Raw genomic sequence first — 26,744 nt, 5'->3', positions numbered from 1 at the left:
CGTTTATTTGACATGTGCAGCATCCTTGCTGCCTCCGCTTACATAGCGCCTCATGAACAGCCAGCCGACGATTGGAGACGAGCCGACAGCCAGCATAAGCCACGGAATGGCTTGCGGAGATGATTTCACCAACGGCAGCACGAGCATATAAGCAGATATACCGATCATTCTGCCGGCTGTCAGGGCAATTTCCCGAAGCACGATGAACTCTTCACGCCGCTGCGCGCTCTCTTCATCCCGACCGATCAGGTCAAACACAGCAGATGTCATCGGTATGATATACAGCGGCATGAACAGCGATGTGCCAATACCGAAGATGAGCAGTATCGTATAGTTCAGCGGCCAGAACAATGGAATAATAACCGCTCCGAGCGCAACCGTACCGACCAGCATAGCGGTTCTTCGTCTGCCCGGCGTCAGATACTTTCCTATCATCCAGAAGCTGAGCAGCGCGACCAGTGATGTAACAAAGGAATAATTGCCGATCTTCTGCTCATTGCCGGTCGACATATAGATCAGCAGGCCGACGAAAAACATAAACACGCCTTCACGCACACCTTGAGCGGCAATGCCAGGCACAGCAAGCCTCCACGGGCTTCCGTCCTTGCGAAGCTGATGCAGCCCATGAAGCCAGTCGTAACGACCGCCTGTATTCCTTTTTTTCAGCCAGAAGCTGAGAATAACCGCAATAACGAAGATAATGACGGATACGGTAAAAATAATGCTGTACCCGCGTTCCCCCTCACTCGCCGCAATGAGCTTGCCCGATATCCAGGGTGCGAATATACCAGCACCCGAACCCAGCAATCCCGCCCAGCCATTGAAGCGGTCCCGATTGCTCGGACCTGTAATTTCGAAGTATACAACATTGAAGGAAAGCCAGAACAGTCCTAGTGCAATCCCGTGCAGCACTCCGATTGGAATGACATAAGCAATGGCGGAATTGCCAAGAAGCAGCACCGTACAGTAAAAAACCCCCGACAGCGCGACGCCGAGCCGGAGGCTGTTCATACCATTATGCTCCTTTACCCACTTCCCGGCAAGCCAGAAAACAATTCCGCTTACAGCGTATTGTGTAAAGTTAAACCATCCGATTAAAACCAGAGAGCCGCTCGCCTTCCATAAATACACGCCGATGAAGGTTCCAGACAGTGCGTTGGCAATACCGAACAGCCCTTGTACAGCCAACAGCAGTATCGCCTGGCTGTCGAGACTGCTGTTATTCCGCTTGCGCTCAGAAGCGCCGTAAGTCTCGGTCCGCAGCATACCGCTCGATTTCGAGGCTTGCCAGCGTGAATGCGCCCTATGCTTGCCTTGCCACAAGCCAATCCCTCCTGCCTATAACCTTGGGTTAGAACCCTAACACGTAAGGTTCCCCCAAAGCGGCAGCGGCATGCTTGCAGTCATTAATCCGCCTTCGAGTCAGCAGCTTCCGTCAACAGCTGAACGAGCCGTTCCTGATCCGGCGCAGCCAGCTTGTTCTCTGCACGGAAACAAGAAGGACACACATACCATACCACTTGGAATGGCGCTGGCAGTATCGGAGCAGATAACACAGATGGTGTCGAAGGCTCAAAGCTAGAGGAGGCTATCGTCTGCACGCCAGCTTCCAGCATATACTCCCGGCAGGAAGGACATTCTGGCGCTTCCTGCTGCTCATCAATAATCCGCTCAACCGTCTCCTCGAATGCGAGATCCTCACGTGAATATTGAATATATTCAGACAGGTCATCCTCTGCAGCTATTCGATCATTCGAAGGCTCCTCATTCCAGTCATCCTCATCCTGAGGCTGATGCTTGATTTCCTTGCCATCGCCCTCTTCATCGGATTCCATGTCAAGCTGCAGCGTCCGGTAACCGGTCAATTCGTTCTCACAGTGCGGACAATGCCGCTCGGGGCCAATTTCTTCATCCCATATAATTTCAGTCAAACACCACGGACATATGATATTCTCTTGCTCTTCCATTGTTTTCTCTCCCTCTCCCGCCTACATAATCGCTAAATAAACGACACCAAGCACAACAAACAACGCGGCAAGCGCGAATAGAATTCCCCATAAATACTTCATAGTCGGATAGCCCTTTCCATTCAAAATGAATTAAGCAATGATCGTTGCACCGATGACATAAGATAAGGATACAGAAATAATCATCGCAATAAAACCGACCGCGCGGTTATCCTTCTCGATCTCATCATCGATGCGAAATACCGGAGTCAGAAATTCAAATAAAAAATAAGCGGCAATGAGAATCAAAAAACCGAAGGTCGCCCAAATCATACTTTGGTACACCGAGTCATTCGTCTCAATCGAGAAGCGGAAAAGATTGCAAATGCCGAATATTTTGCCCCCTGTCGCCATTGCAACAGCAAGATTGCCCTTCTTGATTTCCGTCCAGCATTTGTACCGAGTAACAAACTCGAAGAAATACAGAAACACAATAAGCGCCAGCACCGTCACAGACACATAAGCCAGCGATGCTGCATACGGATTACTCATCAGCTTATCGACTTCGCTCTCCATCCCGCACTCTCCTCACCATAGTTACTTCAACTCGGCGACAGTGACGCCTGTTCCGCCTTCACCGTAATTTCCGATTCTGTAGCTTTTCACATGCTTGTGCCGACGAAGAAATTCACTGATGCCGGTTCTCAGAACGCCGGTTCCTTTGCCGTGAATAATGTAGACTTGACCTAAGCCAGCCAGGAACGATTCATCGAGAAAACGGTCCACCTCTAGAAATGCCTCCTCCAGATTGGCTCCCCGCAGATCGAGCTCCATCCGAACATTCTCATCACGCGTCCGTTTGAGACTAGCTGCTTGCTTGGGCTGCTGCTGTGGCTTGGCCGCCTCTGCACCTTTGATCAGCTCCAGATCGCCCAGCGCTACCTTCATCTTAAGAATTCCGAGCTGGACGACAGCGTCATTCGCGCTTCGCTCCACAACATGACCGCGTTGATTCAGGCTGTACACCATTACCTCATCGCCAGGTTCAATACGCTGCGGCTTCGAGGAGGACTTCGACTTTCCTGATTTCGCAGGCTTATGAAGCTGCGGATCGGCTTCGTCGAGCTTGCGGCGCGCTTCAATAAGCTTATGCTCCTTGACCGAAGCGCCTTCCTCCTTGGCGAGCTTGCGCAAGTCCGCGATGATCTGCTCCGCCTCGCGCTTTGCCTTTGCAATCGCCTCGTTTGCATCCTCCTGAGCCTTGGCAAGCAGCTTGTCACGCTGCTCCTCGAATTTGGCGCGTTCTCTCTCATGCTTGGCGCGAAGCTCCTCCATCTCCTTGCGAAGTGCTTCTGCGGTGTGGCGCTCCGCTTCTGCGCCCAGACGATCCTCCTCCAGAGAGGCGATCATATTCTCAACGCGCATATCCTCTTCACTTACCTCGCCGCGCGCATGATCAATAATGCCGCGCTGCAGGCCAAGACGCTCGGCAATGGCGAAAGCATTGCTTCGACCCGGCACGCCGACCAGCAGACGGTAAGTTGGACTTAGTGTCGCCACATCAAACTCCATGCTGGCATTGATGACTGCCTTACGGTTATATGCATATGCTTTCAATTCACTGTAATGAGTCGTTGCAATAATTCGGCAGCCCATTCGGTGCATATGCTCCAGAATGGCTATGGCGAGCGCGGAGCCCTCAGCCGGGTCCGTACCTGCTCCAAGCTCATCGAGCAGAACAAGACTTTTCGGTGTCATCGTCTTGAGAATACGAATAATATTCGTCAGATGGCTGGAGAAGGTGCTTAAATTTTGCTCAATGCTTTGCTCGTCGCCAATATCTGCATAGATAGCGTCGAATACACAAAGCTGGCTGCCGTCCTCTGCCGGAACGAACATCCCGGACATAGCCATTAAGCTGAGCAAACCAATCGTCTTCAAGGATACAGTCTTACCGCCAGTATTGGGACCCGTTACAATAATCGACGTATAATCATTGCCCAGCTCTACATCTATAGGGACAACCTTCTCGCGCGCCAGGAGCGGATGACGACCTTTGCGCAGCTTCAAGTAGCCGCGATCATTCATTCTCGGCATTGTCGCACTCATAGCATGCGCTAACCGCGCCTTCGCAAAGGCAAAATCAAGCTGGCCCAGCAGATCAAGATTCAGCAGCAGATCATCCACATATTCTGCAGTCTGCGCTGTCAGCTTCTGCAGAATCTTCTCAATCTCGCGCGTCTCGGACAGTCTCGACTCCCGCAGCTTGTTATTCAAGTTCACAATAACTTCCGGCTCAATGAACAACGTCGCCCCAGAACCGGATTGATCATGCACAATACCGCCAAAATGCGAACGGTATTCCTGCTTGACCGGAATAACATAACGATCATTGCGCAACGTAACAATAGCATCCTGCAGCATCTTCTGCACGGAGGAGGAGCGAATCATCCCCTCCAGCTTCTCGCGAATGCGTGCTTCGCCATTGCGGATTTCGCGCCGGATGCCGGCAAGCTCGGCGCTTGCGCTGTCCATGACCTCGCCTTGATCGTCGATACAGAGAAATATGGCGTCTTCAAGCGCTTTGTGCTCTGACAGCTGCTCTGCAAGCGCAGCCAGCAGCGGAGTGGCATCATCGCTATGAAGCTGCAGTATATGGCGTTTCACACGGCGCGAGCCTCTTGCAGTCTCCGCAATTTCAAGCAATTCGCCGGGATTAAGCGTTCCGCCGATACGTGAACGCAGCAGCGATGCGCGAATATCTGTAATTCCGCCGAATGGCGCATGACCCTTTAGCCTTTCAGCTTTGAACGCTTCGTCTGTCGCTTGCAGCGACTGCTTCACAGTCTCCAGATCCGAGCTTGGGCGTACAGCTTCGGCTGCTGCTTTACCTAAAGAAGTCGCAGCATGCTGCGTCAATTTATATGTAATTTTCGAAAATTCAAGTGTATGCAATATCTTATCGTCCAACCCTGATACAACTCCTCTCGTTCCTTATTATATCCGAAGCTGACAGTGTATGCCATGACGTAAGCTACCATGCATGACTCTCCGCAGTAAGGTAACAATAAGTGTTGCAACCGTAACAATCTATTCCCACTTTCAGCGGATGCTTCCGAAGTTAGTTTTTCTGCTTTGCGCGGATGCTGCTCGGGGATGTATGCAGAAAACTTTGCATATGCTTCCGATGCCAGTTTTCTGCTTTGCGTGGATGCTGCTCGGGGATGTACGCAGAAAACTTTGCGTATGCTTCCGAAGTTAGTTTTCTGCTTTACGCGGATGCTGCTCGGGAATGTACGCAGAAAACTTTGCGTATGCTTCCAAAGTTAGTTTTCTGCTTTACGCGGATGCTGCTCGGGGATGTACGCAGAAAACTTTAGAAGAGGAGGTTTCGAATTGAACTTTCTAGGTCATGTCGTTCGATTTGTTGTTTCAGCGATTGTGCTTATGATTGTTGGCTTTATCGTTCCCCAATTCAGTGTTGGCGGATTCTGGAGCGCCTTATTCCTTGCGCTTATTATCGCCGCATTGGGTTGGATCATTGAAGGGGTCTTCGGCAAGCATGTTACTCCCTTCGGCCGAGGCATAGTTGGATTCTTGGCCAGCGCCGCCGTTATCTGGATCGCACAGTTTATCGTGAGCGGTGTGTCGGTTACCATACTTGGTGCTATCCTGGCTGCACTAGTTATCGGTATCATCGACCTGTTCATTCCAGTTGCCTCTCCTTATGCAGCAGGACGCCGAAACAGCAGCGATCACTAATTTGTTGTACGAGACTGTTTCAGTTCGGACCGGGTTGCAGCAGGACAGAAATGACCTGCAAACCCGGTTTTTCTCTCATTCTACATATGCGTTCAATGCTGTCCATTGTTCATCAAATGTTCATCTGACATTCATTAGTTCGACACTGAAATTCAATTGAATAAGCGCTATAATAGAAATGTTGCAAAAATAAAAACTACACTAGGAGGTAAATTACATGTTTAAAAGAATGTTATTGCTGTCTGTAGTCGCTGCTTTTATGATGATTATGGCTGCTTGCGGCTCGAATAATGAGAGTGCAAATGATGGCGGCGTAGTCGAAACGGGTGCCGCAGCTACATCTGAGGTCGTTATTAAAGCTACCAACTGGAAGTTCGATCAAGCCGAATATAAAATCAAGAAAGGCGAGCCTACCAAAATTACACTGGAATCCGAGGAAGGCCCCCACGGTATCGGAAGCAATGATATGAATTTCAAACTTTCAAACAATGACTCCAAAGTGCTGACCTTCAACAATCCGGGCGAGTATGAAATTCACTGTAACATAGCGTGTGGCACTGGCCACTCGGGCATGATCGCTAAAATTATCGTAGAATAACTTTATGGATAGTTAAACATAGTAACCACCTCCGCTTCCGATGTCATCATGCGATGACGTTGGGAGCGGTTTTTTTGTTGCTCTCAACTGAGTTTTCGCATCCGCTCGCCCCCTTAAACGTGCGATACTGAGTTGCATGACAGAGGTTCGCCGGCAGGGAGGTTTCAAACTCCTTATGAATGGCATAAAAAAGACTTATGACTGTGCCCCTTCCCCCGCGCTGGTCTTCTTGCTAAGATGAATGAAACGCAAATGAATCGGATGGAGGCTGATACAATGAGTAATTTGAAAGGTCAGGTAGCTGTCATCAGCGGTGCAGGAACCGGATTGGGGAGGGCGGCGGCAATAGCTTTTGCTCAGGAAGGCGCGCATGTGGTCCTGCTCGGAAGACGCAAGCAGAAGCTGGACGAGACAGCAGCGCTCATTCAGCAGACTGGCACAGGCGCACAATCATTGGTCATTCCTACAGATATCTCAAACGAGGAACAGATCAATCATGCAGTTGAGGCGACTTTGCTTACATTCGGCAGGCTGGATATCATCATGAATAATGCCGCTGTTTTTGAGCCGGGCGAAGTAATCGAGCTTACAAGCGGAGAATGGGAACGGCAAATCGCCGTTAACCTGACGGGACCTTTTCTACTGACAAAAGCGGCACTGCCCTCCATGCGCAAGGCTCGTTATGGAAGAATCATCAACATAACCTCATCGCTTGCCTCCAACGGAGCCGGAGGATATGCAGCCTACAGCGCGGCAAAAGCAGGTTTGGAGTCCCTTACTCGAACTGTAGCCGACGAAGAGAATGAATACGGCATACTTGTCAACCTTTACAACCCCGGCACCCTGCGAACAGAGATGCATGCCACCGGCAAAGAGCCCGAAGTCGTCACCCCCGATCTGCTTCGACTGGCTACATTGCCTCCTGGCGGCCCAACAGGCACGCTTGTTACCTATTGAATCTTCTGTCTATAAAAGAACCTCCAAACCACTTAGCGTGGCATTGGAGGTTCTTTTTAGCAAGGACATTACACCAGACACTGCTGCTCGGATAGCACGTATATTACGCAGACAATTGCTCCAACTGCCGCTCCGACTTTTACTCCAACTGCCACTCCAACCTCGGGCTTGCCCTCGTTACTTCAAAAATACAGCAAATGTTAAAATATAGACCAATTCCGAGTCCACTTCCTGCAAAAATACAGTAATTGAACCAGAAAAGCACCATTGCACCGGAGTTTAGCGATTTTTAATGTATTTTTGCAGTTACTTCGGTTAAAAGCGCTCAAATTTTATGCAGGAGCTGCATTTTTGCAGCTATGCGGCGGGGGCTGCAGATTACTGAACCTATTCGCACGGTGAATTAACTCTTCTCCATCAAATCGATCCACTCATTGTATTCCGTTTGCAGCTTCGAGTATTCTATCTTGAGTTTGTTGTGTTCGATTTCAAGCTGTTCGTATATCATTTTCAGATCACATTCGGAATTGTCTACATCTGCAAGCACCGATTCGAGCTCCGTAAGACGTTCATTAAGCTTTTGCGATCGCTCATATGCTGTTCTTGTTTCCGCTTGACTAAGCCTCAGCTGTTCTTGCAATTCAGCCTCTGTCTCTGCATATGCAGCAGCTTGCTGTCTGGCCAGTTCGATCTCTTGCACAGCTGCATGAAGCTGCTCGCTAACCTCGGAAGCTTCAAGCTGTGCTTGCCCCGCTGCTGCGGATATCTGCTTTTCAGTATCTTGCAGCTTGCTGCTCAGTTCGGCTTCACGAGCAACCAATCTTTGATGCTCATTATTCGCTTGGTCGCGCTGACTAATAAGCTCTTGGCGCAGCTTGTCAGATTGATTGGCATGCTGTTTCTGTTCCTCTAATTGTTTGCTAAGCTGAATGAACTTCTGTTCTTGTTGTTTAGCAAATTGTTCATAGCGAAGTTCCTTTTGCCGCCATTCATCATGTAATTGCTGCAACTCTTGTAACGTTTTTTCGCGACCTTCGAGATCGCTCTCCAGACGATCAATCGTTGAACGAAGAGACTCTTCCTGCTCAGCAGCCTCCGTTAATATCCGATCCGCTGCCTGCTGCTGCTCGTCCAGATTTTTCTTCGATTCATCCTGTATACGACGCAGATCCTGAAGCTGTAATTGGTAACGTTCATTCTCTTGACGCCATTGCGCCTCACGGACCTCCATCTCCTCGCGCTGAGCTTGCAAACGTTTATCCGCATCCGCTTTCCAGTTATTCAGCATTGCTTCGTATTGAGCAGTAAGCTTAGCTTCTACTGCTACTGTCTGCTCTTCGCCTTCATGCAAGGCTTGTTCAAGCAAAGAATGTGCAGTCTCGCGTTCTTGCTCAAGCTCTGCCGCTGCTTGAGTCCGCTGCTGCTCCAGCTTCAGCAGTGCTGCTTCACGTTCACGTTCGAATTGTTGCTCAAGCTCTGAATGTTGCCGTTCCAGCTTGGCCTGCAACGCTTTATTCTCGCTAACGAGCTGGTTCTTCGCCTCTTCAAGCGCACGTTGAGCGGCTTCACGTTCACTCTCTTGCTGCTGCAGCTCCGCTCGTAAGCGCTCTAGCTCGACTTGCGCCGCTTTGCGCTCTAGCTCGCGCTGCTGCTCCGATTCCTCGCGTTGAAGCTCTCGCTCTAGCTCTGCTTCTGCCGCTGCTCCGACTAATTGCTGCTCTAGCTCTTCTCGCAAGGTTGCTCGCTGGCGCTCTGCTTCCGCATGTACACGCTCTAGCTCTGCTTTCGCTGCTTCACTCTCGCTCTTGCGCTGCTGCTCCGCTTCCTCACGCTGCAGTTCTCGCTCTAGCTCTGCTTCTGCCGCTGCTTCCGCCAACTGCTGCTCCAGCTTTTCTCGCAAGGTTGCTCGCTGGGCCTCTGCTTCCGCACGTACACGCTCTAGCTCCGCTTTCGCTGCTTCACTCTCGCTCTTGCGTTGCTGCTCCGATTCCTCACGCAGCAGTTCTCGCTCTAGCTCTGCTTCTGCCGCTGCTCCGACAAATTGCTGCGCTAGCTCTTCTCGTAAGGTTGCTCGCTGGCGCTCTGCTTCCGCACGCACACGCTCTAGCTCCGCTTTCGCTGCTTCACTCTCGCTCTTGCGCTGCTGCTCCGATTCCTCACGCTGCAGTTCTCGCTCTAGCTCTGCTTCCGCCGCTGCTTCCGCCAACTGCTGCTCCAGCTCTTCTCGCAGGGCTGCTTGCCGGGCATCTGCTTCCGCACGTACGCGCTCCAGTTCCGACTGCGCTGCTTCACTTCCGCTCTTGCGCTGCTGCTCTGCTTCCTCACGCAGCAGTTCTCGCTCTAGCTCTGCTTCCGCGCGCATACGCTCTAGCTCGGCTTGCGCCGCTTTGCGCTCGTTCTTGCGCTGCTGCTCCGCTTCCTCGCGTAGAAGCTCTCGCTCTAGCTCTGCTTCTGCCGCTGCTTCCGCCAACTGCTGCTCCAGCTTTTCTCGCAGGGCTGCTCGCTGGACCTCTGCTTCCTCGCGCACGCGCTCCAGTTCCGCCTGCGCTGCTTCACATTCGCTCTTGCGCTGCTGCTCCGCTTCCTCGCGCAGCAGCTCTTGCTGTAGCTCTGCTTCTGCCGCTGCTCCCGCTAACTGCTGCTCCAGATCTTCTCGCAAGGCTAACCGCTGGCGTTCTGCTTCCGCACGTACACGCTCCAGTTCCGCTCGCGCTGCTTCACTCTCGCTCTTGCGATGCAGCTCTGCTTCTGTTGCTGCTCCGACTAATTGCTGCTCAAGCTCCTCTCGCAAGGCTGCTCGCTGGCGCTCCGCCTCCGCACGCAAACGCTCCAGTTCCGCTTTCGCTGCTTCACTCTCGCTCTTTCGCTGCTGCTCTGCTTCCTCGCGCAGCAGTTCTCGCTCTAGCTCTGCTTCTGCTGCTGCTCCGACTAATTGCTGCTCAAGCTCCTCTCGCAAGGCTGCTCGCTGGCGCTCTGCTTCCGCACGCACACGCTCCAGCTCCGCCTGCGCTGCTTCGCTCTCGCTCTCACGCTGCTGCGCTGCCTCCGCACGCACACGCTCCAGCTCCGCTTTCGCTGCTCCGCTCTCGCTCTCACGCTGCTGCTCTGCTTCCGCGCGCACACGCTCCAGTTCCGCTCGCGCTGCTGCGCTCTCGCTCTCACGCTGCTGCGCTGCTTCCGCACGCACACGCTCCAGCTCCGCCTGTGCTGCTTCACTCTCGCTCTCACGCTGCTGCTCTGCTTCCGCGCGCATACGCTCCAATTCCTCGCGCAGCAGTTCTCGCTCCAGTTCCGCTTCCGCCGCAGCATTTGCGAGCTGCTGCTGAAGCTCCGCTTGACCCTGCTCCGCTTTCGCTTTCGCAGCTTCGCGTTCCCGCTCAATCTCGATGCGAGCGGAATCGCGCTGCTGCTGCAATTGTGCTTGAAGTTCTGCACGTACGCGCTCTAGCTCTTCAAGTGCCGTTATAGCCTCTTGAGCCTGCAATTCCTGAAGTTCTGTTCGCTCAGTGCCCCACGCTTGCTGCAAGCGCAACAATTCTTCGCTGGCTCCTTTCCGCTCTTGCTCACGCTCTGCTTGCGAGTTTGATCGCTGCAAAGCAAGCTCTTCACGCTGCGTTGCCAGTTGATCCCGCAGCGAAGCAAGTGCCAGCTTCGCTTGTTCCAATTCTGCGACAGCAGCCTCACGGCGCTGCTCTGTCTCATTCATCTTCTCGTTATCGGCACGTAAACGAAAAACCTCTTCGGCCATATGAACGGCTGCCAGCATAGCGAGTTTAGGCAAATCGAGCCTCGGATAACCCTTCGCTATTTTATGCATATTCTCATCAACCAAAGTCGCGATCCGCTTAATATAATCTGCGTTGTTATTTCCCATTAATTTAAATTGGTTACCATATATGTCAACCGTCACGCTAGTACGCTGGGGAGCATTCATACAAAAATTTCCTCCTAAAAGTTTTGCGAAGCAAAACTCACTTCGTAAGCTGTTTCTTTTAAGTTTTGCGAAATAAAATTATCTCACTATTGTTCATTCAAGTTTGCGAAGCAAATTTCTTCGCTTCCATTCCTTCATGTTTTGCGAAGCAAAACCCACCTCGCTGCCGTCCCTTCAAGTTTTGCGAAGCAAAACCCGCTTGCCGCCACACCAAATTATTCCACAGATTCGCTTTAAAATCCCTCTTCATTACCTAAAAGCACCAAATCCAACACAGTCCATAATAAACCAAAAAGAAACGGCTTCCGCCTCATTTACTGGCAGAGCATGTTTCTTTCCCTCTCCATTCTAAAAACAAAACCGCATCGATTTTGTTCGCAAGGAACTAATTCGATGCGGCTCGGGGTATCTCCTGCCTATTTGCGTAATTCCGCAGCAAAAGATTGTTCTAATTTTGCCACAACCCTACCGTGCAATTCCGTTACTTCTTCATCTGTCAGCGTACGCGCATCATGTCTGTATACAAGTGACAGCGCCACGCTTTTCTTCTCTGCGCCAAGCTTCTCGCCAGTATAAATATCGAAGACATTGACCGACTCCAGCAGCTCCCCAGCTGTCTCACGCACGGCATCGATTACTTTGCCCACCTCAATCTCACGGTTCAGCACAACCGCAATATCCCGCTGCATCGCCGGATAACGCGGAAGCGACTTATACGCAATATCGAAGTTAGCCGCGTCATATAGCGGTGCAAGCTCAATCTCCAGCACATACACATCCTGAAGATCATGCTCCAGTTGGAGCGCCGGATGAACTTGTCCAACATATCCGATCGTCTCCGGACCGCGCTCTGTTTCGAGTACGATTGCAGCTGTGCGGCCAGGATGCATATCCTCCGGCTGTGCAGCAACATAAGAAATGAGCCCGCTAATGCCTAGCACCTCGCCCACTGTTTCCAGCACGCCTTTCACATCATAGAAATCTACTGGAGAAGATTTCCGATTCCATTGCGTGCTCGTTCTGCTGCCCGTAAGCAGTACAGCAAGACGATGCTTCTCTTGCGGCAAGCGAGTCAGCTCTGTCTCCTCCGTATGGAAGACGCTGCCGATTTCGAACAGCGACAAATCTTCAATTTTGCGATTGCGATTATAAGTTGCCGTTTCCAGCAATTGCGGCAGCAGACTCGTTCGCAGCACGCTCCGATCCTCGCTCATTGGCAGCGACAATCGAATAGGCACGACGCTCCCATTAAGCGCAGGGAACAATCTCGTCCGATCTGGGTGTGTGAAGGAATAGCTGATCACTTCATTCAGACCGGCATCCGTCAGCCTTTTGCGCAGCTCGCGGCGGATCGCCTGCGGCTTCGTCAACGCGCCAGGCGTCGCAGCTCCTTCAATCGGTGTCGTTGGAATATTATCGTAGCCGTATAGACGCGCCACTTCCTCAATCAAATCCACATCTCGTGTAATGTCGCCGCGACGGGAAGGAACCTGCACCTTGAATACCCCGTCCAGGGACAGCTCGAATGAAAATTGCAAACGCCCGAACAACGTTTGTACTTCCAGCTTTGACAGCTCAGTGCCGAGATAGCGATTGATTTTGTCCAGCGAAACGTAGATCTCCTTCTCTTCCGGCGCAGAAGCAACCTCCTGCACTACGCCCTCCAATACAAGGCCATCGGCATATTTCGCAATCAGCGCAGCGGCACGATCAAGCGCCGGTACAACACGGGCTGGATCTACGCCTTTCTCGAAACGAATGCTGGACTCAGAGCGAAGACCAATTTGACGCGAGGTTTTGCGGACTGTACCGCCATCGAAACGTGCCGACTCCAGCAAAATATTCACCGTCGACTCGTTAACCTCCGAGTTTGCTCCCCCCATTACACCCGCAAGCGCAATCGGCTTCTCGCCATCTGTAATGACCAGTGTATGCGGCTCAAGCTTGCGCTCCTGATCATCCAGCGTTACGATAACCTCGCCTTCACGGGCAAGTCGAACGACGATTCGTCCATGGTTCACTTTGTCCGCATCAAATGCATGGAGCGGCTGGCCATATTCCAGCATGACGAAGTTCGTAATGTCTACAACATTGCTGATTGGACGAATGCCTGCCGCCATCAGACGGTTCTGCATCCATTGCGGCGAAGGTCCAATCACAACACCCTTAATATAACGCGCAGCATAGTGGGAGCACTGCTCCACCGCTTCGATTTGCACCGAAAGATGCTCCGAGGCAAGCTCAGTCGTGTCTGACACCTGATTGTCTGGCAGCTTAACTTCCCGTCCGGTCAGAGCGCCAACCTCATAAGCAACACCAAGCATGCTGAGGCAATCAGAACGATTCGGCGTCAAATCCAGCTCCAGCACCTCATCATCAATCCCCAGAACATCCAGAATGGATTGGCCTACCGTCATTCCCTCGGGGAGAACCAGAATGCCCTCCTGCTGCTCCTTGGGCAGCAGCTTCTCATTCAGTCCGATTTCCTTCGCCGAGCAAATCATGCCCTGCGACTCCACCCCGCGGAGCTTAGCCCGCTTGATGGCAAAATCCCCCGGCAGCTTCGCACCGACCGTCGCAACCGGAACGAGCTGGCCTGCAGCAACATTTTTCGCGCCGCAAACAATCTGCAGCGGCTCGCTTCCACCCACATCCACCGTACATACGCTCAGCTTATCGGCATCGGGATGCTTCTCCCGTGTAACTACGCGTCCGACGACCACCCCGCTTACACCTTTGTTGCGGGATTCCACAACATCGATCTCGATGCCGCCGCTCGTCATGAGCTCTGCGAGCGCCTCGCCTGTATAGCCGTTCAAATCGATATATTCATTCAACCATTTATAAGATACATTCATCGTATTAGCCTCCTATTCTCTACCCTTGCATGCGGACGAACTGGCCTAAGAAACGCGCGTCATTCGTATAGAAATGACGGATATCGTCAATGCCGTATTTCAGCAGCGCGATACGCTCCACACCCATGCCGAAAGCGAATCCGCTTACTTCATTAGGGTCGTAGCCGCCCATCTCCAGCACGCGCGGATGAACCATGCCGCATCCAAGAATTTCGAGCCAGCCGGTATGCTTGCACATCCGACAGCCTTCTCCGCCGCATTGCGCACATGAGATATCAACCTCAGCGCTTGGCTCTGTGAACGGGAAGAAGCTCGGACGGAGGCGAATCTGTGCCTGCTTGCCGAACATGAGCTGCGCGAATTGCAGCAGCGTTCCCTTGAGATCGCTCATCCGAATATTCGGTCCAATAACGAGACCTTCGATCTGATTGAATTGGAACGAATGCGTCGCATCGTCATCATCGCGGCGATACACCTTGCCTGGACAAATAACCTTGACCGGCGTCTTGCCGTTCATCGCCTTCATTGTCCGTATCTGAACAGGCGAGGTCTGCGTACGCATCAGAATATCATCCGTAATGTAGAACGAGTCCTGCATATCGCGCGCTGGATGGTCCTTCGGAAGATTAAGCGCCTCGAAGTTGAAATAATCCGTCTCTACCTCCGGCCCTTCCGCAATCGTATAACCCAATCCGACGAAAATATCCTCGATCTCCTGAGCCACCTTGTTCAGCGGATGAACTGCACCAGCAGGCAGCTTGCTGCCAGGCAGTGTAACATCAATCGTCTCCGCGCGAAGCCGGTTCTCCGTCTCCGCCTGCTGGAATACGGATTGCTTCTCTTCAATAACAGCTTCAATAGCGGCGCGCACCTCATTGCCGACCTGCCCAATGACAGGACGCTCCTCCGCGCTAAGCGCTCCCATGCCGCGAAGTATTTCCGTCAATGCGCCCTTCTTGCCCAAATATTTGACCCTCAGATCATTCAGCTTCTGCGGATCACCTACCAATTCCAGTTCGTTTAGCGCCTCTGTCCGCAATGCTTCCAATCGCTCTTTCATCTCATCCATTCCCTTCCGTGTAAATAAAAAAAGGCCTTTCTCCCCGCAAGGGACGAAAGAACCGTGGTACCACCCTAATTCGGATTGCCTTCCCCACCGCCGCATACATTCGCCGCGCACCGCTACCGGCAGCGCTCTGGAATGAATGTCCATAGCAGAAATGGTCAATCCCTCATTACCGGCTGTAACGGGCCGGGGACCGGGACTTCCCTACTTAACCGCCGCTCGGGCGTGTTCAGGAGCCTGCTCAAGAGTGAACTTCGTCAGCGTTCCACTTGCGAAGCCGCTCTCAATCCATGGCGTCTTCTCCCTGTGCACGAACTGCTGCTTACTTTTCTCCATCATTGCATTGCAATATTGCTGCATACTTAATTATCTATTATAAGCAAAGCTTGACGGGGACGCAACAATGGAAAATCCCTTTTGATGGTTTGCAAGCCAATTCTCCATCAGGGTTATTTTCATCCTTGGCGAAAACCTTATCTCCGACCTCAGTGTCTTCGATATTTTTCTCTCCATGTGCGTACAGGCATATTAGAGGAATATCATACGGGGGTGATGAGGGTTAAGTTCTTATGAACGTAGCTGCCCCATTCATTCGGCACTGGGTGGCAGTAAAAGAAAAGACCTTGAGGCATACTCCCTCAAGATCACGATGATTTTAGACTATACTTGCTCTCAAATTTTCTATTTCCATTAATTCATTAGAATAATCACAATCAGAACTAAAAGTATCACTCATACAAGTGAAGAATTGTTCTGCCCCATCAAGTAGCGCAATTAAAAAATCATCCTTCGGTAGTATAACCTCCATAGACTTACTGCCAGTAATTGTAAACTCCAGAGAGTGATTAGACACTTTCTTCAGCATCAATTCGACTGGCTGGTCTGGAAAGTATGTGCTTCCTTCACCTTTCTTTATAAACTCTGTAATTACGTTCAAAAAATATGCCCACAACTGGTCTATCAAATCCCATAATCTAAAATCCATCAATTTTTCATCGTAGTACTTCATACTAATTGCTCCATCGAGATAAAAATAATCCCACTCTTCAACAACACTTTTCAATGCCAAAGAATCAGTAATCTCAATAAAATATCTCTCTGGAAAGTTAACAACGTCATTCAAATCAGTAATTGTGCTTTGAGGACGTTTTAAATATGACTTTATTTCAAACATATTATCACCTACGGATTATAAAATTGACCTACACGTCCATTCTTTATTCCAAGAACATGGTTCTTATCATTGTAAGTGCCCCTAATTTGATAGAGCCTTTAGTTCCCTTACTAGATAATATTTCTCGATTTTGTTGCATAACCGATTTAATTGCGTTTGAAATATCATCCATTGACATATTGGCATCAAAGAATGATTGATCATCCTTAATAGAACCATCCCAGTATTTTGGATGATGATGACGCTCAAGTATATGTTTCATCCCTGATTTATCGAGAAAGAAAGTATGACTTCGCTTTGTTTTGCAAGCTCATCCCATACCTTATACCTGATGATGTTCAAGTTCCTCGGGTCGGAACTTTGCCTCCAGCTTCCTTCAGATTCCACCTCGCGATGGACACCCTTGCTTCTGGCTAGTGGTTGGTAACTACAAACCCCCACAGCGGACTTTCACCGCCTAGTTAGTCGCCATACGTGGCGCACAAAAAAAAGACCTTGAGGACCCTGCCCCAAGGTCTTAATACTAAAAATCATGTGGGTCTGACCATACGAAGTCATCTTCAGATAGGCTTGTTTCTTCCATACCCTCAATCGTTTCAAAAAAGGACTTAATCGTATCTTCCAGTGATTCAGTTATAGTATTACCAAAACCGATTGTCCATTCCGGTTCATTATCTAATAAACTTCTAACTGCAACGTTAGTTGAACCAGAAAACCCTCCTGTGCTAATCTCCTTTATTTTTACTTTGAATTTGGGAAATGGTAGCTTTTGAATAGCCCAAACATTAAACTCAGCAACAATTTTTTCTATTTTCGTCACACCATCAACTTTAATACTTTTCCAGTCGTCCATTGCATTTCACCTATTTCCCAAATGAAATAATTGTTCCGTCAGGGGCAATATCTATATATTTGCCGTTCTTCTTATACCTTATCACACCCTCAACTGCTCCATCTGCATTACTCTTTGTTGCACCCCGTAGATTCTGTGCAAAGCCCTCAGCTTTTCTTATATATTGTGTCAAATCTTCAGCACCAACCTGAGAACCATGTTTTTTGAAGTGGTTTATCAATAAATCCCCTGCGGTATCAAAACTGCCTTTATTCCACATTCCATATAATCTATCGTCAAGTGTATCTAGTTGTTTAGCTAATGGGTCAGTTGCGTATTTTACTGCTCTACCACAGCTGTCAATATTATGAACCCAAATGCCTAAGTCGCTTACAAAGTAGGTATGGAAGTTTGCAACAGTAAAGTTGTAAACCTTGACCTTTTCTTCGTGCTTAACAATCTTGATGTTGTCAATCTTCAAGGTATTCCCGTTACTCTCTGCCGTATTGCTTACTCTCACCCATGGTGGAAGCCCCGCTTGTCCACCAGCAATAGCTTAGGCGATGTAAACAGGTCCGGGAGCAAGTAGTATATGCTCACTTTTTAAATCCCTTACAGGTCTGGGGTGAAAACTGAAATAAATTGTATAGGTGCTGTGTCCGCATTCCAGTCGTCTTCATCATAAAGTTGAAAACAAATTCCAATGTGGTTTTTAACGTAGTAGGCATCCAATTCTTGATACCATTCACCTACATGATTTTTAACTTGAGTCAAATTAGAGCCAATACCTATTGCATCGCAGAATTTCCCTTCAAAACTTCCCTGCACAAGAATTTGTTTGGCTTTTTTATCCTTCTTGCTAATCCAAAACTTAATATTGGAGCATTCAACCACTGTGTACTCCATTAAATCTCTCACTACATATTTTTCTTCATTTAGCAATTCGAGAATAGTTTCATATGGCATATTAAGTATATACTTCCCTACACTTTGACCAGCAATAATAGTTTCGTCAGCCGCCATATTGCAACTCACCTCAGCCTTTTAAGGTTAATAAGTCCTCCGTACGTTGAACCTGTGTAAAAATCGATTACTTGACCATTGGAAGCATCGATAATTACAGTTCGATTATTATACGTCACGGCATACTGAGTAGTACCATTCAAAATCCCTTTACCATTCCACGTTCCTTGATAAAGAGTTGCATTGGGATTGTTCGAATGAGTTAATGCAAACTGTTTTGCAGCAGCCTCGTACTCTTTTTTGAGGCATAGCCCATAGCCCTTCCATGCTTATTAAAGTGATCTCCTACTTGATACATCTTCTTATCAGTATCAACAAAACAATTATGCACCCAAATCCCAAGATTGGACACAAAGTACGAATGGAAATCTGCACCTCAAAATTATAAACCGTTGCTTCACGCGGCTCTTTCTCTATCTTGTCTATTGTCAATGTAGCCCACCACTCGTAACAAGAAAGTCTCCAACCTTCAGATCTTTGACTTCTGTCCATCCCTTGCCGTCAAGCCAGAATGGATGCTCCGCCGTTGCCTCAATAACTTCATCACCAATGTAAAGAGTCTTACAGTCGCTGATCGCGCTGTACCTCTGCTGTATTTTCATACGGGAGGCGGCGATATTTCAAGATAATTCGTTCGTTAGTAGGTGGGGTAAAAGGAAGACCTTGAGGATTGCCGTCCTCAAGGTCAGTAACACTATTCAATAATATATAATTTGTTTAAGAACTCTGTGAATGTCTCACAAATATAAATAACACTCTGACTAGGGTTTTCAAATGCTCGTTCGTGGTCCCAGTAAACTACCGTAGGAACGAACTTTTTCCTATAATCAAAACATATAAAATTACCACCCGGGTCGTTTGCAATCGGAATAACTCTATCCAAAAGTCTGTCTCTGATGTCGTTAAAGATATTCAGAACATAAATAGAACTACTGGAATTAAAACTGAGTAATTCACCAACAGAAGCCCCCTTATATCCTTCAAAATCAAAGGTATTTAATGTTGGCATTGCCCCATGATTAATGATAGCACATTGAATAAAATCTTCAGGAAATTTCACTCCTAAGATATCCTCAACCTTATTAATTTCATTTAAATCAGCCGCTTCCTCTACATACTTCCATGTTAACTCAGTCATATTCTATCCTCCCTAATGATATTTACCTGCCTCCACCCCAAATACTTTTTCCGCCAGTATGCCCAGTCTTACTATGAATCGTTGAGTCCACTAACTGAATCCTGCCAGTGTCTTGATGATGGTGCCATGTAATATCTGAAATCTTGGCAGAGCCACTATTTATTTGTTCAAGCTGTTTTGCAGATGCTCATAATTCTGCTGTTTATCTCGATTAGAACGCAGCATTATGCGACACCATTTATTTGTCACCATTATTAACTAAATTAACGCGGAGTCGTGTTAAATCAATTAAACATAAAGAAAGCTGCCGAGACTTTCTCGACAGCCTGACGGTTATCCATTATGGATAACAGTCAATATCTTATGAGTCTGTGCTGACTAGATTCTACCTAATGCTCTATCAGCTTCCATTTGAAGTTGTATCGTTTAAGTTCGCATGTATTTCTGTGCAGTCCCTAGAATCGATTTGTCACTTCCGAGTATTTCCAACACTGTAACTGAAAAAACGTGGTCATGACCAGTGTTTATAGTTGCCTCAGTTCAATCCCTAAATCATGGAATTTTATTGCGATATTTTGACTTGTACCTGTTGTACAATGGAACACAACTTTGAATGGTGTAGATGGCGTTGTTATCGCTCCTAAATCTCTTCCACTCATCCACTCTTGCCCAGCGCTCAATAAAGTTCGAAAAAAAATCTCGACCTCACTACTAGGCAATTTCAAAATTTGCTCAGAATGGCTAATACACAAAATATAAGCATCTGCCGGTAACCACTCCAAGTCATTTACACACTCATCAAAAGAATTCCAGTTTTCACCGAAGTAATAAGGGAATTGAAGAGCCGCCGAAAATTCATGAAAAAGTTCATGGAGGGTAGTACACTTCTCTCCTCTTATCATTTTTGCAACTACTTTCATTTCTGATGATTCATTAAATTTCCATTGCAGATTACAAAAATCTGAAATGTCACACTCGGTAATGTAGAAATACTGCAATCCTGAAACAACATCAGAACTATTTGTACTCATGCGCATCTCCTACAATTATTTGATTTTTGCATAGGTTTTATAATGGTCTGTAGTGTAGTAAACTGTACCATCATCACCTATAACTATGCACCCAAATCCCAAGATTGGACACAAAGTACGAATGGAAATCTGCAACCTCAAAATTATAAACCGTTGCTTCACGCGGCTCTTTCTCTATCTTGTCTATTGCCAGTGTAGCCCCACCACTCGTAACAAGCAAGTCCCCAACCTTTAGGTCTTTGACTTCTGTCCATCCGCGGCTTCTTGACGTTCTAGCGGTCTGAACTTGTCTGACTGCTAATCCCCATAGAATCTTGTTTAACTCTCGGTTTCCTTGACGTTGATTTCTGTCTTTGCCCAGCCGCCTCTACTCATTTGGCTTGGTAGTCTGTCGAAATCCAATGTCGGACGTTGCCGCATTTGTTCCACGATTCCCCTACGGTAAGCGCTTCCGCCACCTCCCAGTGCGCTAGGGTCTTTCACTCGTTAGTACGATGTGCTGCCAAACGCACAAAAAAAAGACCTTGAAGGCAGTCCCCTTCAAGGTCAATAACTTAATCTCCTGCAACATGTATGGTTTTCACACTGCCATCACTCAATTTCTCAATTATCATAATCAAATCTGAATGATAGTTAGAAGCCACAAATTGCTTGATTTGCCTTAAATCCTCGATAAAATAGTTTATTTCAGATGCAGTAAATCGAACATTTGTCTTATAATAATCTTTGATTTTCCTCAAATACATGTAACTTCCCCAGATCTGAGTGCCACTAAATATGGCTTCATGCAAACTTCTTGGTATTTCAATTAATTGCATCCTGACGTTTTTATCATTATACATTACTATGTCCAATCCCATACTCCCCCTCCTTTTATATGCATCAAATCTATTTCCAATCTGCTTGAGGAAAAGATGTCACGAGATATCCATTTTTGTCCACAACTACTCTGACTTTGTACAAATTGTTCCCATTTGCATCGACACCCATGACTTTATTAAACTGCTTCTCATATACAAATCTATCGCCGTCCATAGACACTCTATCAGCACTTTTAATAGTGTCTCTGCTGTATGTTCTCCAATATCCTCCTGTTACAGTCCATTTGCTTTTATTTTCCCAACCTGAAACATTTCCAATGTGTCTTTGCTCAACATGTTTAACACCATCACCAGTAAAGACAACTTTTCCTGGACCAAGATTACATTTATTATGCGTCCAGATTCCAAGACTAGAAACAAAGTACGTATGGAATTCCTTCACCTTGAAGTTGTAGACCGTGGCGTGCTCCTGCTTAACATCAATCTTCTCAATGGCTAATTCTTTGCCATCAGAAGTTGTCAGAACATCGCCCACCACAAGATGCTGTGCCTCCACCCAACCTTTTCCTACAATCCAGAACGGATGCTCATCAGTTGTCGTTATGACTTCTTCACCAACAGTAATATTATACGTTTCCTCAACATCACGTTGGAAGAGCCATTCAACTTCTTTATAAGCTATCTCGCCTGTCTCATCATCCTTCGAGAGAACCTTATCCCCTACCTCGATTTCCTCGATAGGTTTCTCCCCTTGGTCTGTCTGAACCTTGGTTCCAGCTGTGAAACAATTACAATCGATTTTATGCTTTTTGACCGCATCGACCGTATTCCTGAGTCCTTTAATCGAAAGCTTCGTAGCTGCTCCTGCGACAGAGATTGCTTCAATGCCTCTCACCAAATCTCTGCCGTATTGCTTACTCTCACCCATGGTGGAAGCCCCGCTAAGGACTTTTCCAGAGTTATAATACAGATTGTTGAAAGAATCTTCGTATTCATTCCATGTGCTGCCAAGGGCATTCTTTATACTCTTCAGCGTTACTGCTTCATTGGCAATAGCTTGGGCGAATGCAAAGAGGTCCGGAAGCAAGTAGTATATGCTGCCGCCAATTTCGGCCACAACTCCCTGTGCCACACCAAACAAGAAGAGCGCTCCCGCTTTTTCCTGTACGACATTTTTTCCATTCCGGATAAAAGCAACATCATCTCCATACTGAACCATGGCATCCGATACTTTGATCCCGACGCCATTGTCAGCAATGGTGCTGGCACTCACGTTAACTATGGTGTTATGTGCCCAAGAGTTGGACGCATAAATGCCTGTTTCAGCATTTCTGACTGTAAGATTGTACATATCAACTTCTGCTTTGTTATAAACTGCAACGCCTGTACTGCCACTCTTCTTCTGGTAATCAATACTGACGTTATCCAATACTACAGAAGAGAAATCAAGATTAGAATGAATTTTAATACCGGCTTTGGTCAATTTCGTATTGGCAATATATGCGTACACAGCATTCTTAAAGTTCATGCCGGTATCAGAGGAGGAGATATCCATGCCATCAATGCTGATATCCGCAGTACCATCTGTACCGTATGCGATATATCCTGCAGCGACCTCCGGCACGGCCACAGCCGCAGCACTGCGATAGATTAGCGTATTGCTGGCATTCAGAGTTGCGCCTCCATAAAGCGTTAATGCCCCGTAGGCGTCAAGGATTCCGACATTATCGATATTCAACTCAGAATTTTCTACCGCTACAATTCCCCGCCAATATTTATCGTTTGCATCAGTCTTTTTATTCCCATAGGTAAAATAAATCCGGTCATTAAGGGTTCCTTCGGCTTCCGCGTTTAATGTGCCTTGAATGAGCAGAGTGCTGGTGTCGTTCGGCAGATAGCTGATGACCTTTGTTTTTGGCTTGATCGTTAACGTAGAGCCCGTTGGCACATATACAGGCGCATAGACATGAATCCGGTTTAGCCATGTGGCGGTACTCCTGATTGTATATTCGTAGCTCTTCTTGATAATCACATCCGGTATGGACGGATGGTATCGTTTATCATTTTTCTCCACAAAATCGGTCAACCCATCACCATCGGTATCCCGTTTCTTGGGGTCGGACGAATAAATGTAAGAGGGAGCCCCTGAGCTCAGAATCTGAACATCGCCGCCGCTACCCTCGGTCTGAAGGTCTATATCATCGGAATATCTATGGTGGACCTCGAAATAATCATCCAGACCATCATAGTCGCTGTCCTTAGACAATGGCTCAGAATTGTAAACCTTGCGCTCCTCATAGTCGGTGAGCCCATCGCCATCGCTATCCGCTTCGGTCGGATTGCTGTACATCGGGTAGAAGCTGTGCTCGGTGCCGAACAGCGTGATTTTGTGCGCAGCGCCAATCTCCTCGCCATCATTCAATCCGTCGCCATCGGTATCGGGATTATTAGGGTCTGTGAAGATCAATGAGCCGTATTTGGAGCCGACACGCATCCCTTTTATTTCAACGCTATCCGGAATTCCGTCTTTATCTGTATCTTCCGGCTCTGTTACGATCTCCTTGATCCGGTCATATACGATAGGAAGCTCCGATGCATCGCTGGCATGGAAATATTGGCCGCCTGTGCTGCCTGCTATATTTTTGAGAAGCGCCTCGTCCACACTGCTGCCCAGTCCGATCGTGTAGATCGTAATGCCGTTGGCAATCGCCTCTTGCGTATGCGCGGAGCTATAGTCGCCCTCACCGTCTGTCAGCAAAATCTCTACCTTGATCCGTTCGTCATCGCTATTGTCGATCAGCTCCTGATTCGCAACATCGACACCGGCGCCAATATCCGTTCCGCCGACTGAGTCGATCGTTTCAATCGAGCTTTTAACCGCCGCATAATTATCTGTTAACGGGTGCACGAGCTTTGCCCGGTCATCGAAATCAACAAGTCCGGCGCGGTCTCCTACAACAACACCGACACGGCTCCCGGGAATAAGCCCGTCAATGAAATTTTTGGCCGCAGTCTTGCGAATGTCCGTAGGATCATTCCAATCCATGCTCCCAGAGGAGTCAATGATTAGCATGACATCGATGAAGGTCATCTCGGTGCTGGTTCCCCGTTCTCCGGCATGGAACGGAACTTGCCAAATGGAGCTTAAATTCGGAATATAGAATAGCGTATAGAGTGAAAAATGATCGGTCTCCCCCCATACGATGCCATTCTCCGCATCAACCCCTTGTACGTCCAAGGGTACAAAGGTCATTTTCTCTTCATCGAAATAAGCCATCTTGACGTTCTGGATGTCGCGACCTGCCAGCTTGGCTTCATCAACAGGGATTGTGATCGTCGCTTTATCGAACTCTTTCTCCGTATCGATCTCGATCATAGGTCCCATTGCATATACCGCTTCTGTGACAACCATTTGCGAGGCATCCGTGACATAGATGTAAGGTGAAATATCTCCGTCCGCTATAACTTCCACTTCGGCGCCGGTTGCTGGTTCGGTGAAGGTTTGCTCATAGGTCTCTTGACCATCGGCCACACCATTGCCATCCGAATCCGCCTGCAATGGATCGGTCCCGAATTGCACCTCGATTCCGTCCGTCAGACCGTCACCATCTGTATCATCAAGAAGCGGGTCCGTTCCAAGGGTCTGTTCCTGCAGGTTAGTAAGACCATCCTCATCGAAATCCTCATTCGCATCGCTAATACCGTTGTTATCGCTATCTTGCTTGAACGGACTTGCGGTCGAACGAAGCTTGTCCAATTCGAAGCCATTCGTCAGCCCGTCACCATCGCCATCACCCGTCGGATGGTCTTTAAGCCGCTGAACGGCAGCCGCAGCCGTATTCAATTCTGCTTTTATCGCGGACATCAAGCTCCAGGCCTCGTTCAACAGACGCAGCGCTTCCTGATAGTTTGCTTCCTCTTCTGCTTTAATCGCCTCGTTATAGGCATTCAGCGCCTCTTCAAGCCGGCGAAGCTTGTCAGCATCGTTTCTCATGCTGTCATTTTGGTTAATCTCTTGCAGCAAGGCTTCCACCTTGGCGCGAAGCGTCTGAACTGCTTTTAGCGTATAAGGGGAAATGACGGCCTTGTAGTTTTGCTTCAGGTTGTTATCCCAGTACGTGACGCCATTCACTTTATAGGCGACTGCAAACTCTGCCTTCTGCACAGATTCGGGGAGTCCGATCTGGAACGACCAGGTTTCAATATTGCTGCTGCCCGGCAGCTTGCCGTCATATTTGGCCAACGCTTCTTTTCTGGTTGCCCATCCGTCTGTCGAGTAGACGATCTTGACTTCCTTCTGATAAGCGATATTGAGAAGATGAACCTGGCCTTTCAGCCCTTCATCCGATGCGGAATAATCGCCTGTAATGAGCCTCGACTTGCGCAATACGACCGACGGAACCGTGACATCCGGCCCTAATCCGATATGGAAATCGGTGTTGTAGCCGTTGTTGTTATCCCAATACGTCTGGCCGTTCACCTCATACTTAATCGCAAATTGAATCCGTTTATTGGCGAAATCCGGGTTTTCAAGCTTGAACGTCCAAGCCTCCAGATTGCCTTCCGTTTTACCCAGGTACTGTGCTTGAAACTCCTTCCAGCCTTGATTGCCCGCGTTATAAACGACGGTTACCTTTTTTTGATAGGCGAGATTTTCTACCTCTACAGCTCCTTGAAAGGAGTAGCAGGTATCGCAGGTTTGCTTCACTGATGCGTAAAGCAGATTGACTTTATTCGTTCCCGCCGCTTGGGCTTGATTAACGAATAAAGCCGGACTGAATAGCTGACTGATTAAACACATGATGACTGCGAAAAACAGCGTTCTCTGTATGATTCTCCTGTACAAAAAAATCCCCACTTCCATCTGTTTATAGTTCTATGGTCATGCATGCCATAGTTTTCTAATTATACGAATACAACCCATTACCTACAACGTCTATATTTGTAGAATAATAGGTTATTTTGTCGAATTATACATTAATAATTTTTAATAAATTAAATCATCACTTATGCCGTCATTCCAAACTGCTGTAAAATCACTAACGTCAGTATATCGTTGAACAAATTGCTATCCTGAAGCAGTCACGGTTTAGTAAAGAAAGCACACCTTTTACTGGAATGTCGCTTATAATAGCAGAAGGGATTTAGACATTATCTGGAACATCAACATAGAAGAGAACCGTCGTACCGGTAAACACGGCAACACCTAAGGCTGAGAAAAAACATGGAGGTGCAGCATTGAAAAAATTCGTATTCCTATTAGGCATTGTATTTGTTTTATTGTCCTCTGCATGTACCAATAATACTGGAACAGTGGATCAGCAATATATCAAGCAAGCTGAAGTATTGCTTGATAATTATAATTGGTATTTCGGCCCCTATTCCGAATTTAAAGCGGTCATGGACAGTGATACCGAATTTCGGGTTTACTTAAACTCTGAGAATTCAACTTGCATTTTCATTACAAATGAAAAAATAATGACTTGCAATTAGAATAAAAAGTGGACACCTCGTAACGTTGGACAGATAATAATCCTAATAAAAGGTGAGGTGTTCACAATGGGGAAAACGAGGCAGCATTATAACGACGAGTTTAAATTGCAG

Annotated in this window: 21 protein-coding genes and 3 pseudogenes; 4 read left to right on the top strand and 20 right to left on the bottom strand. The window is 48.0% G+C overall.

Going from position 1 to position 26,744, the window contains the following annotated elements; translation table 11 throughout:
* Positions 1 to 3: 3 nt before the first annotated feature.
* The 4 genes from L6H65_RS24355 to L6H65_RS24340 all read right to left on the bottom strand — a co-directional run bounded on the left by L6H65_RS24355 (position 4) and on the right by L6H65_RS24340 (position 4,916).
* Positions 4 to 1,323: an MFS transporter gene (locus L6H65_RS24355; protein WP_236346647.1), complete on the bottom strand. Its 1,320-nt coding sequence runs from the start codon at positions 1,321 to 1,323 to the stop codon at positions 4 to 6.
* An 83-nt stretch (positions 1,324 to 1,406) separates the two neighbouring features.
* Complete coding sequence (locus L6H65_RS24350; protein WP_236346644.1) at positions 1,407 to 1,967, bottom strand: hypothetical protein; 561 nt, start codon at positions 1,965 to 1,967, stop codon at positions 1,407 to 1,409.
* A 132-nt stretch (positions 1,968 to 2,099) separates the two neighbouring features.
* Positions 2,100 to 2,522: a DUF350 domain-containing protein gene (locus L6H65_RS24345; RefSeq protein WP_236346641.1), complete on the bottom strand. Its 423-nt coding sequence runs from the start codon at positions 2,520 to 2,522 to the stop codon at positions 2,100 to 2,102.
* Between the two features lie 21 nt (positions 2,523 to 2,543).
* Positions 2,544 to 4,916, bottom strand: coding sequence for an endonuclease MutS2 (locus L6H65_RS24340; RefSeq protein ID WP_236346638.1), 2,373 nt, complete (start codon positions 4,914 to 4,916; stop codon positions 2,544 to 2,546).
* A gap of 426 nt (positions 4,917 to 5,342) precedes the next feature.
* On the opposite strand from L6H65_RS24340, the gene L6H65_RS24335 reads away from it, so the two are divergent.
* The 3 genes from L6H65_RS24335 (at position 5,343) to L6H65_RS24325 (ending at position 7,263) form a co-directional block, all read left to right on the top strand.
* Complete coding sequence (locus L6H65_RS24335) at positions 5,343 to 5,708, top strand: phage holin family protein (RefSeq protein ID WP_236346635.1); 366 nt, start codon at positions 5,343 to 5,345, stop codon at positions 5,706 to 5,708.
* A gap of 217 nt (positions 5,709 to 5,925) precedes the next feature.
* Positions 5,926 to 6,306 (top strand): cupredoxin domain-containing protein, encoded by a 381-nt coding sequence (locus L6H65_RS24330; protein ID WP_236346632.1) that lies wholly within the window; start codon positions 5,926 to 5,928, stop codon positions 6,304 to 6,306.
* 276 nt (positions 6,307 to 6,582) lie between these two features.
* On the top strand, positions 6,583 to 7,263 hold the full coding sequence (locus L6H65_RS24325) for an SDR family NAD(P)-dependent oxidoreductase (protein WP_236346629.1): 681 nt from the start codon (positions 6,583 to 6,585) through the stop codon (positions 7,261 to 7,263).
* Between the two features lie 403 nt (positions 7,264 to 7,666).
* Here the strand turns inward: L6H65_RS24325 and L6H65_RS24320 are convergent, their stop codons facing one another.
* The 16 genes and pseudogenes from L6H65_RS24320 to L6H65_RS24260 all read right to left on the bottom strand — a co-directional run bounded on the left by L6H65_RS24320 (position 7,667) and on the right by L6H65_RS24260 (position 25,986).
* On the bottom strand, positions 7,667 to 11,197 hold the full coding sequence (locus tag L6H65_RS24320; RefSeq protein ID WP_236346627.1) for a hypothetical protein: 3,531 nt from the start codon (positions 11,195 to 11,197) through the stop codon (positions 7,667 to 7,669).
* A gap of 416 nt (positions 11,198 to 11,613) precedes the next feature.
* Positions 11,614 to 14,055 (bottom strand): phenylalanine--tRNA ligase subunit beta, encoded by a 2,442-nt coding sequence (gene pheT, locus L6H65_RS24315; protein WP_236346624.1) that lies wholly within the window; start codon positions 14,053 to 14,055, stop codon positions 11,614 to 11,616.
* A gap of 19 nt (positions 14,056 to 14,074) precedes the next feature.
* Positions 14,075 to 15,115 (bottom strand): phenylalanine--tRNA ligase subunit alpha, encoded by a 1,041-nt coding sequence (pheS, locus tag L6H65_RS24310; RefSeq protein WP_236346621.1) that lies wholly within the window; start codon positions 15,113 to 15,115, stop codon positions 14,075 to 14,077.
* 210 nt (positions 15,116 to 15,325) lie between these two features.
* A complete protein-coding gene (locus L6H65_RS26650; RefSeq protein ID WP_290370473.1) occupies positions 15,326 to 15,460 on the bottom strand; it encodes a hypothetical protein in 135 nt (44 codons plus the stop codon).
* Between the two features lie 316 nt (positions 15,461 to 15,776).
* Positions 15,777 to 16,295: a hypothetical protein gene (locus L6H65_RS24305; RefSeq protein WP_236346619.1), complete on the bottom strand. Its 519-nt coding sequence runs from the start codon at positions 16,293 to 16,295 to the stop codon at positions 15,777 to 15,779.
* 43 nt (positions 16,296 to 16,338) lie between these two features.
* The gene (locus L6H65_RS24300) at positions 16,339 to 16,557 is read right to left on the bottom strand and encodes a hypothetical protein (protein WP_236346616.1); all 219 of its coding nucleotides are present in this window, start codon (positions 16,555 to 16,557) and stop codon (positions 16,339 to 16,341) included.
* A 261-nt stretch (positions 16,558 to 16,818) separates the two neighbouring features.
* Positions 16,819 to 17,148, bottom strand: a complete 330-nt coding sequence (locus tag L6H65_RS24295) for a hypothetical protein (protein ID WP_236346613.1) — start codon at positions 17,146 to 17,148, stop codon at positions 16,819 to 16,821.
* A 10-nt stretch (positions 17,149 to 17,158) separates the two neighbouring features.
* Positions 17,159 to 17,647, bottom strand: coding sequence for a polymorphic toxin-type HINT domain-containing protein (locus L6H65_RS24290; protein WP_290370472.1), 489 nt, complete (start codon positions 17,645 to 17,647; stop codon positions 17,159 to 17,161).
* A 92-nt stretch (positions 17,648 to 17,739) separates the two neighbouring features.
* Positions 17,740 to 18,150, bottom strand: a complete 411-nt coding sequence (locus L6H65_RS24285; RefSeq protein ID WP_236346608.1) for a hypothetical protein — start codon at positions 18,148 to 18,150, stop codon at positions 17,740 to 17,742.
* Between the two features lie 202 nt (positions 18,151 to 18,352).
* Positions 18,353 to 18,707: pseudogene (locus L6H65_RS26880) on the bottom strand (polymorphic toxin-type HINT domain-containing protein); the annotation flags it as partial.
* A 137-nt stretch (positions 18,708 to 18,844) separates the two neighbouring features.
* Entirely contained in the window at positions 18,845 to 19,288 is a 444-nt protein-coding gene (locus tag L6H65_RS24280) for an SMI1/KNR4 family protein (protein ID WP_236346605.1), read from the bottom strand.
* Positions 19,289 to 19,310: 22 nt separating this feature from the next.
* Positions 19,311 to 19,460 (bottom strand): annotated as a pseudogene (locus L6H65_RS24275) (HNH endonuclease); the annotation flags it as partial.
* Positions 19,461 to 19,812: 352 nt separating this feature from the next.
* Positions 19,813 to 20,319, bottom strand: coding sequence for a barstar family protein (locus L6H65_RS24270; RefSeq protein WP_236346602.1), 507 nt, complete (start codon positions 20,317 to 20,319; stop codon positions 19,813 to 19,815).
* Between the two features lie 82 nt (positions 20,320 to 20,401).
* A pseudogene (locus tag L6H65_RS26875) lies at positions 20,402 to 20,578 on the bottom strand (polymorphic toxin-type HINT domain-containing protein); the annotation flags it as partial.
* A gap of 295 nt (positions 20,579 to 20,873) precedes the next feature.
* Positions 20,874 to 21,179: a hypothetical protein gene (locus L6H65_RS24265; RefSeq protein WP_236346598.1), complete on the bottom strand. Its 306-nt coding sequence runs from the start codon at positions 21,177 to 21,179 to the stop codon at positions 20,874 to 20,876.
* A gap of 28 nt (positions 21,180 to 21,207) precedes the next feature.
* The gene (locus L6H65_RS24260) at positions 21,208 to 25,986 is read right to left on the bottom strand and encodes a polymorphic toxin-type HINT domain-containing protein (protein ID WP_236346595.1); all 4,779 of its coding nucleotides are present in this window, start codon (positions 25,984 to 25,986) and stop codon (positions 21,208 to 21,210) included.
* 392 nt (positions 25,987 to 26,378) lie between these two features.
* Between L6H65_RS24260 and L6H65_RS24255 the strand changes: the two genes are divergently transcribed.
* Positions 26,379 to 26,633 carry a hypothetical protein gene (locus L6H65_RS24255; protein ID WP_236346593.1) on the top strand — a complete coding sequence of 85 codons (255 nt, stop codon included), beginning with the start codon at positions 26,379 to 26,381 and terminating at the stop codon, positions 26,631 to 26,633.
* Positions 26,634 to 26,744 lie beyond the last annotated feature (111 nt).

Source organism: Paenibacillus plantiphilus (genome assembly GCF_927798095.1).
GTDB lineage: Bacteria > Bacillota > Bacilli > Paenibacillales > Paenibacillaceae > Paenibacillus_Z > Paenibacillus_Z plantiphilus.
This window is presented reverse-complemented; position numbering and strand designations above follow the sequence as displayed.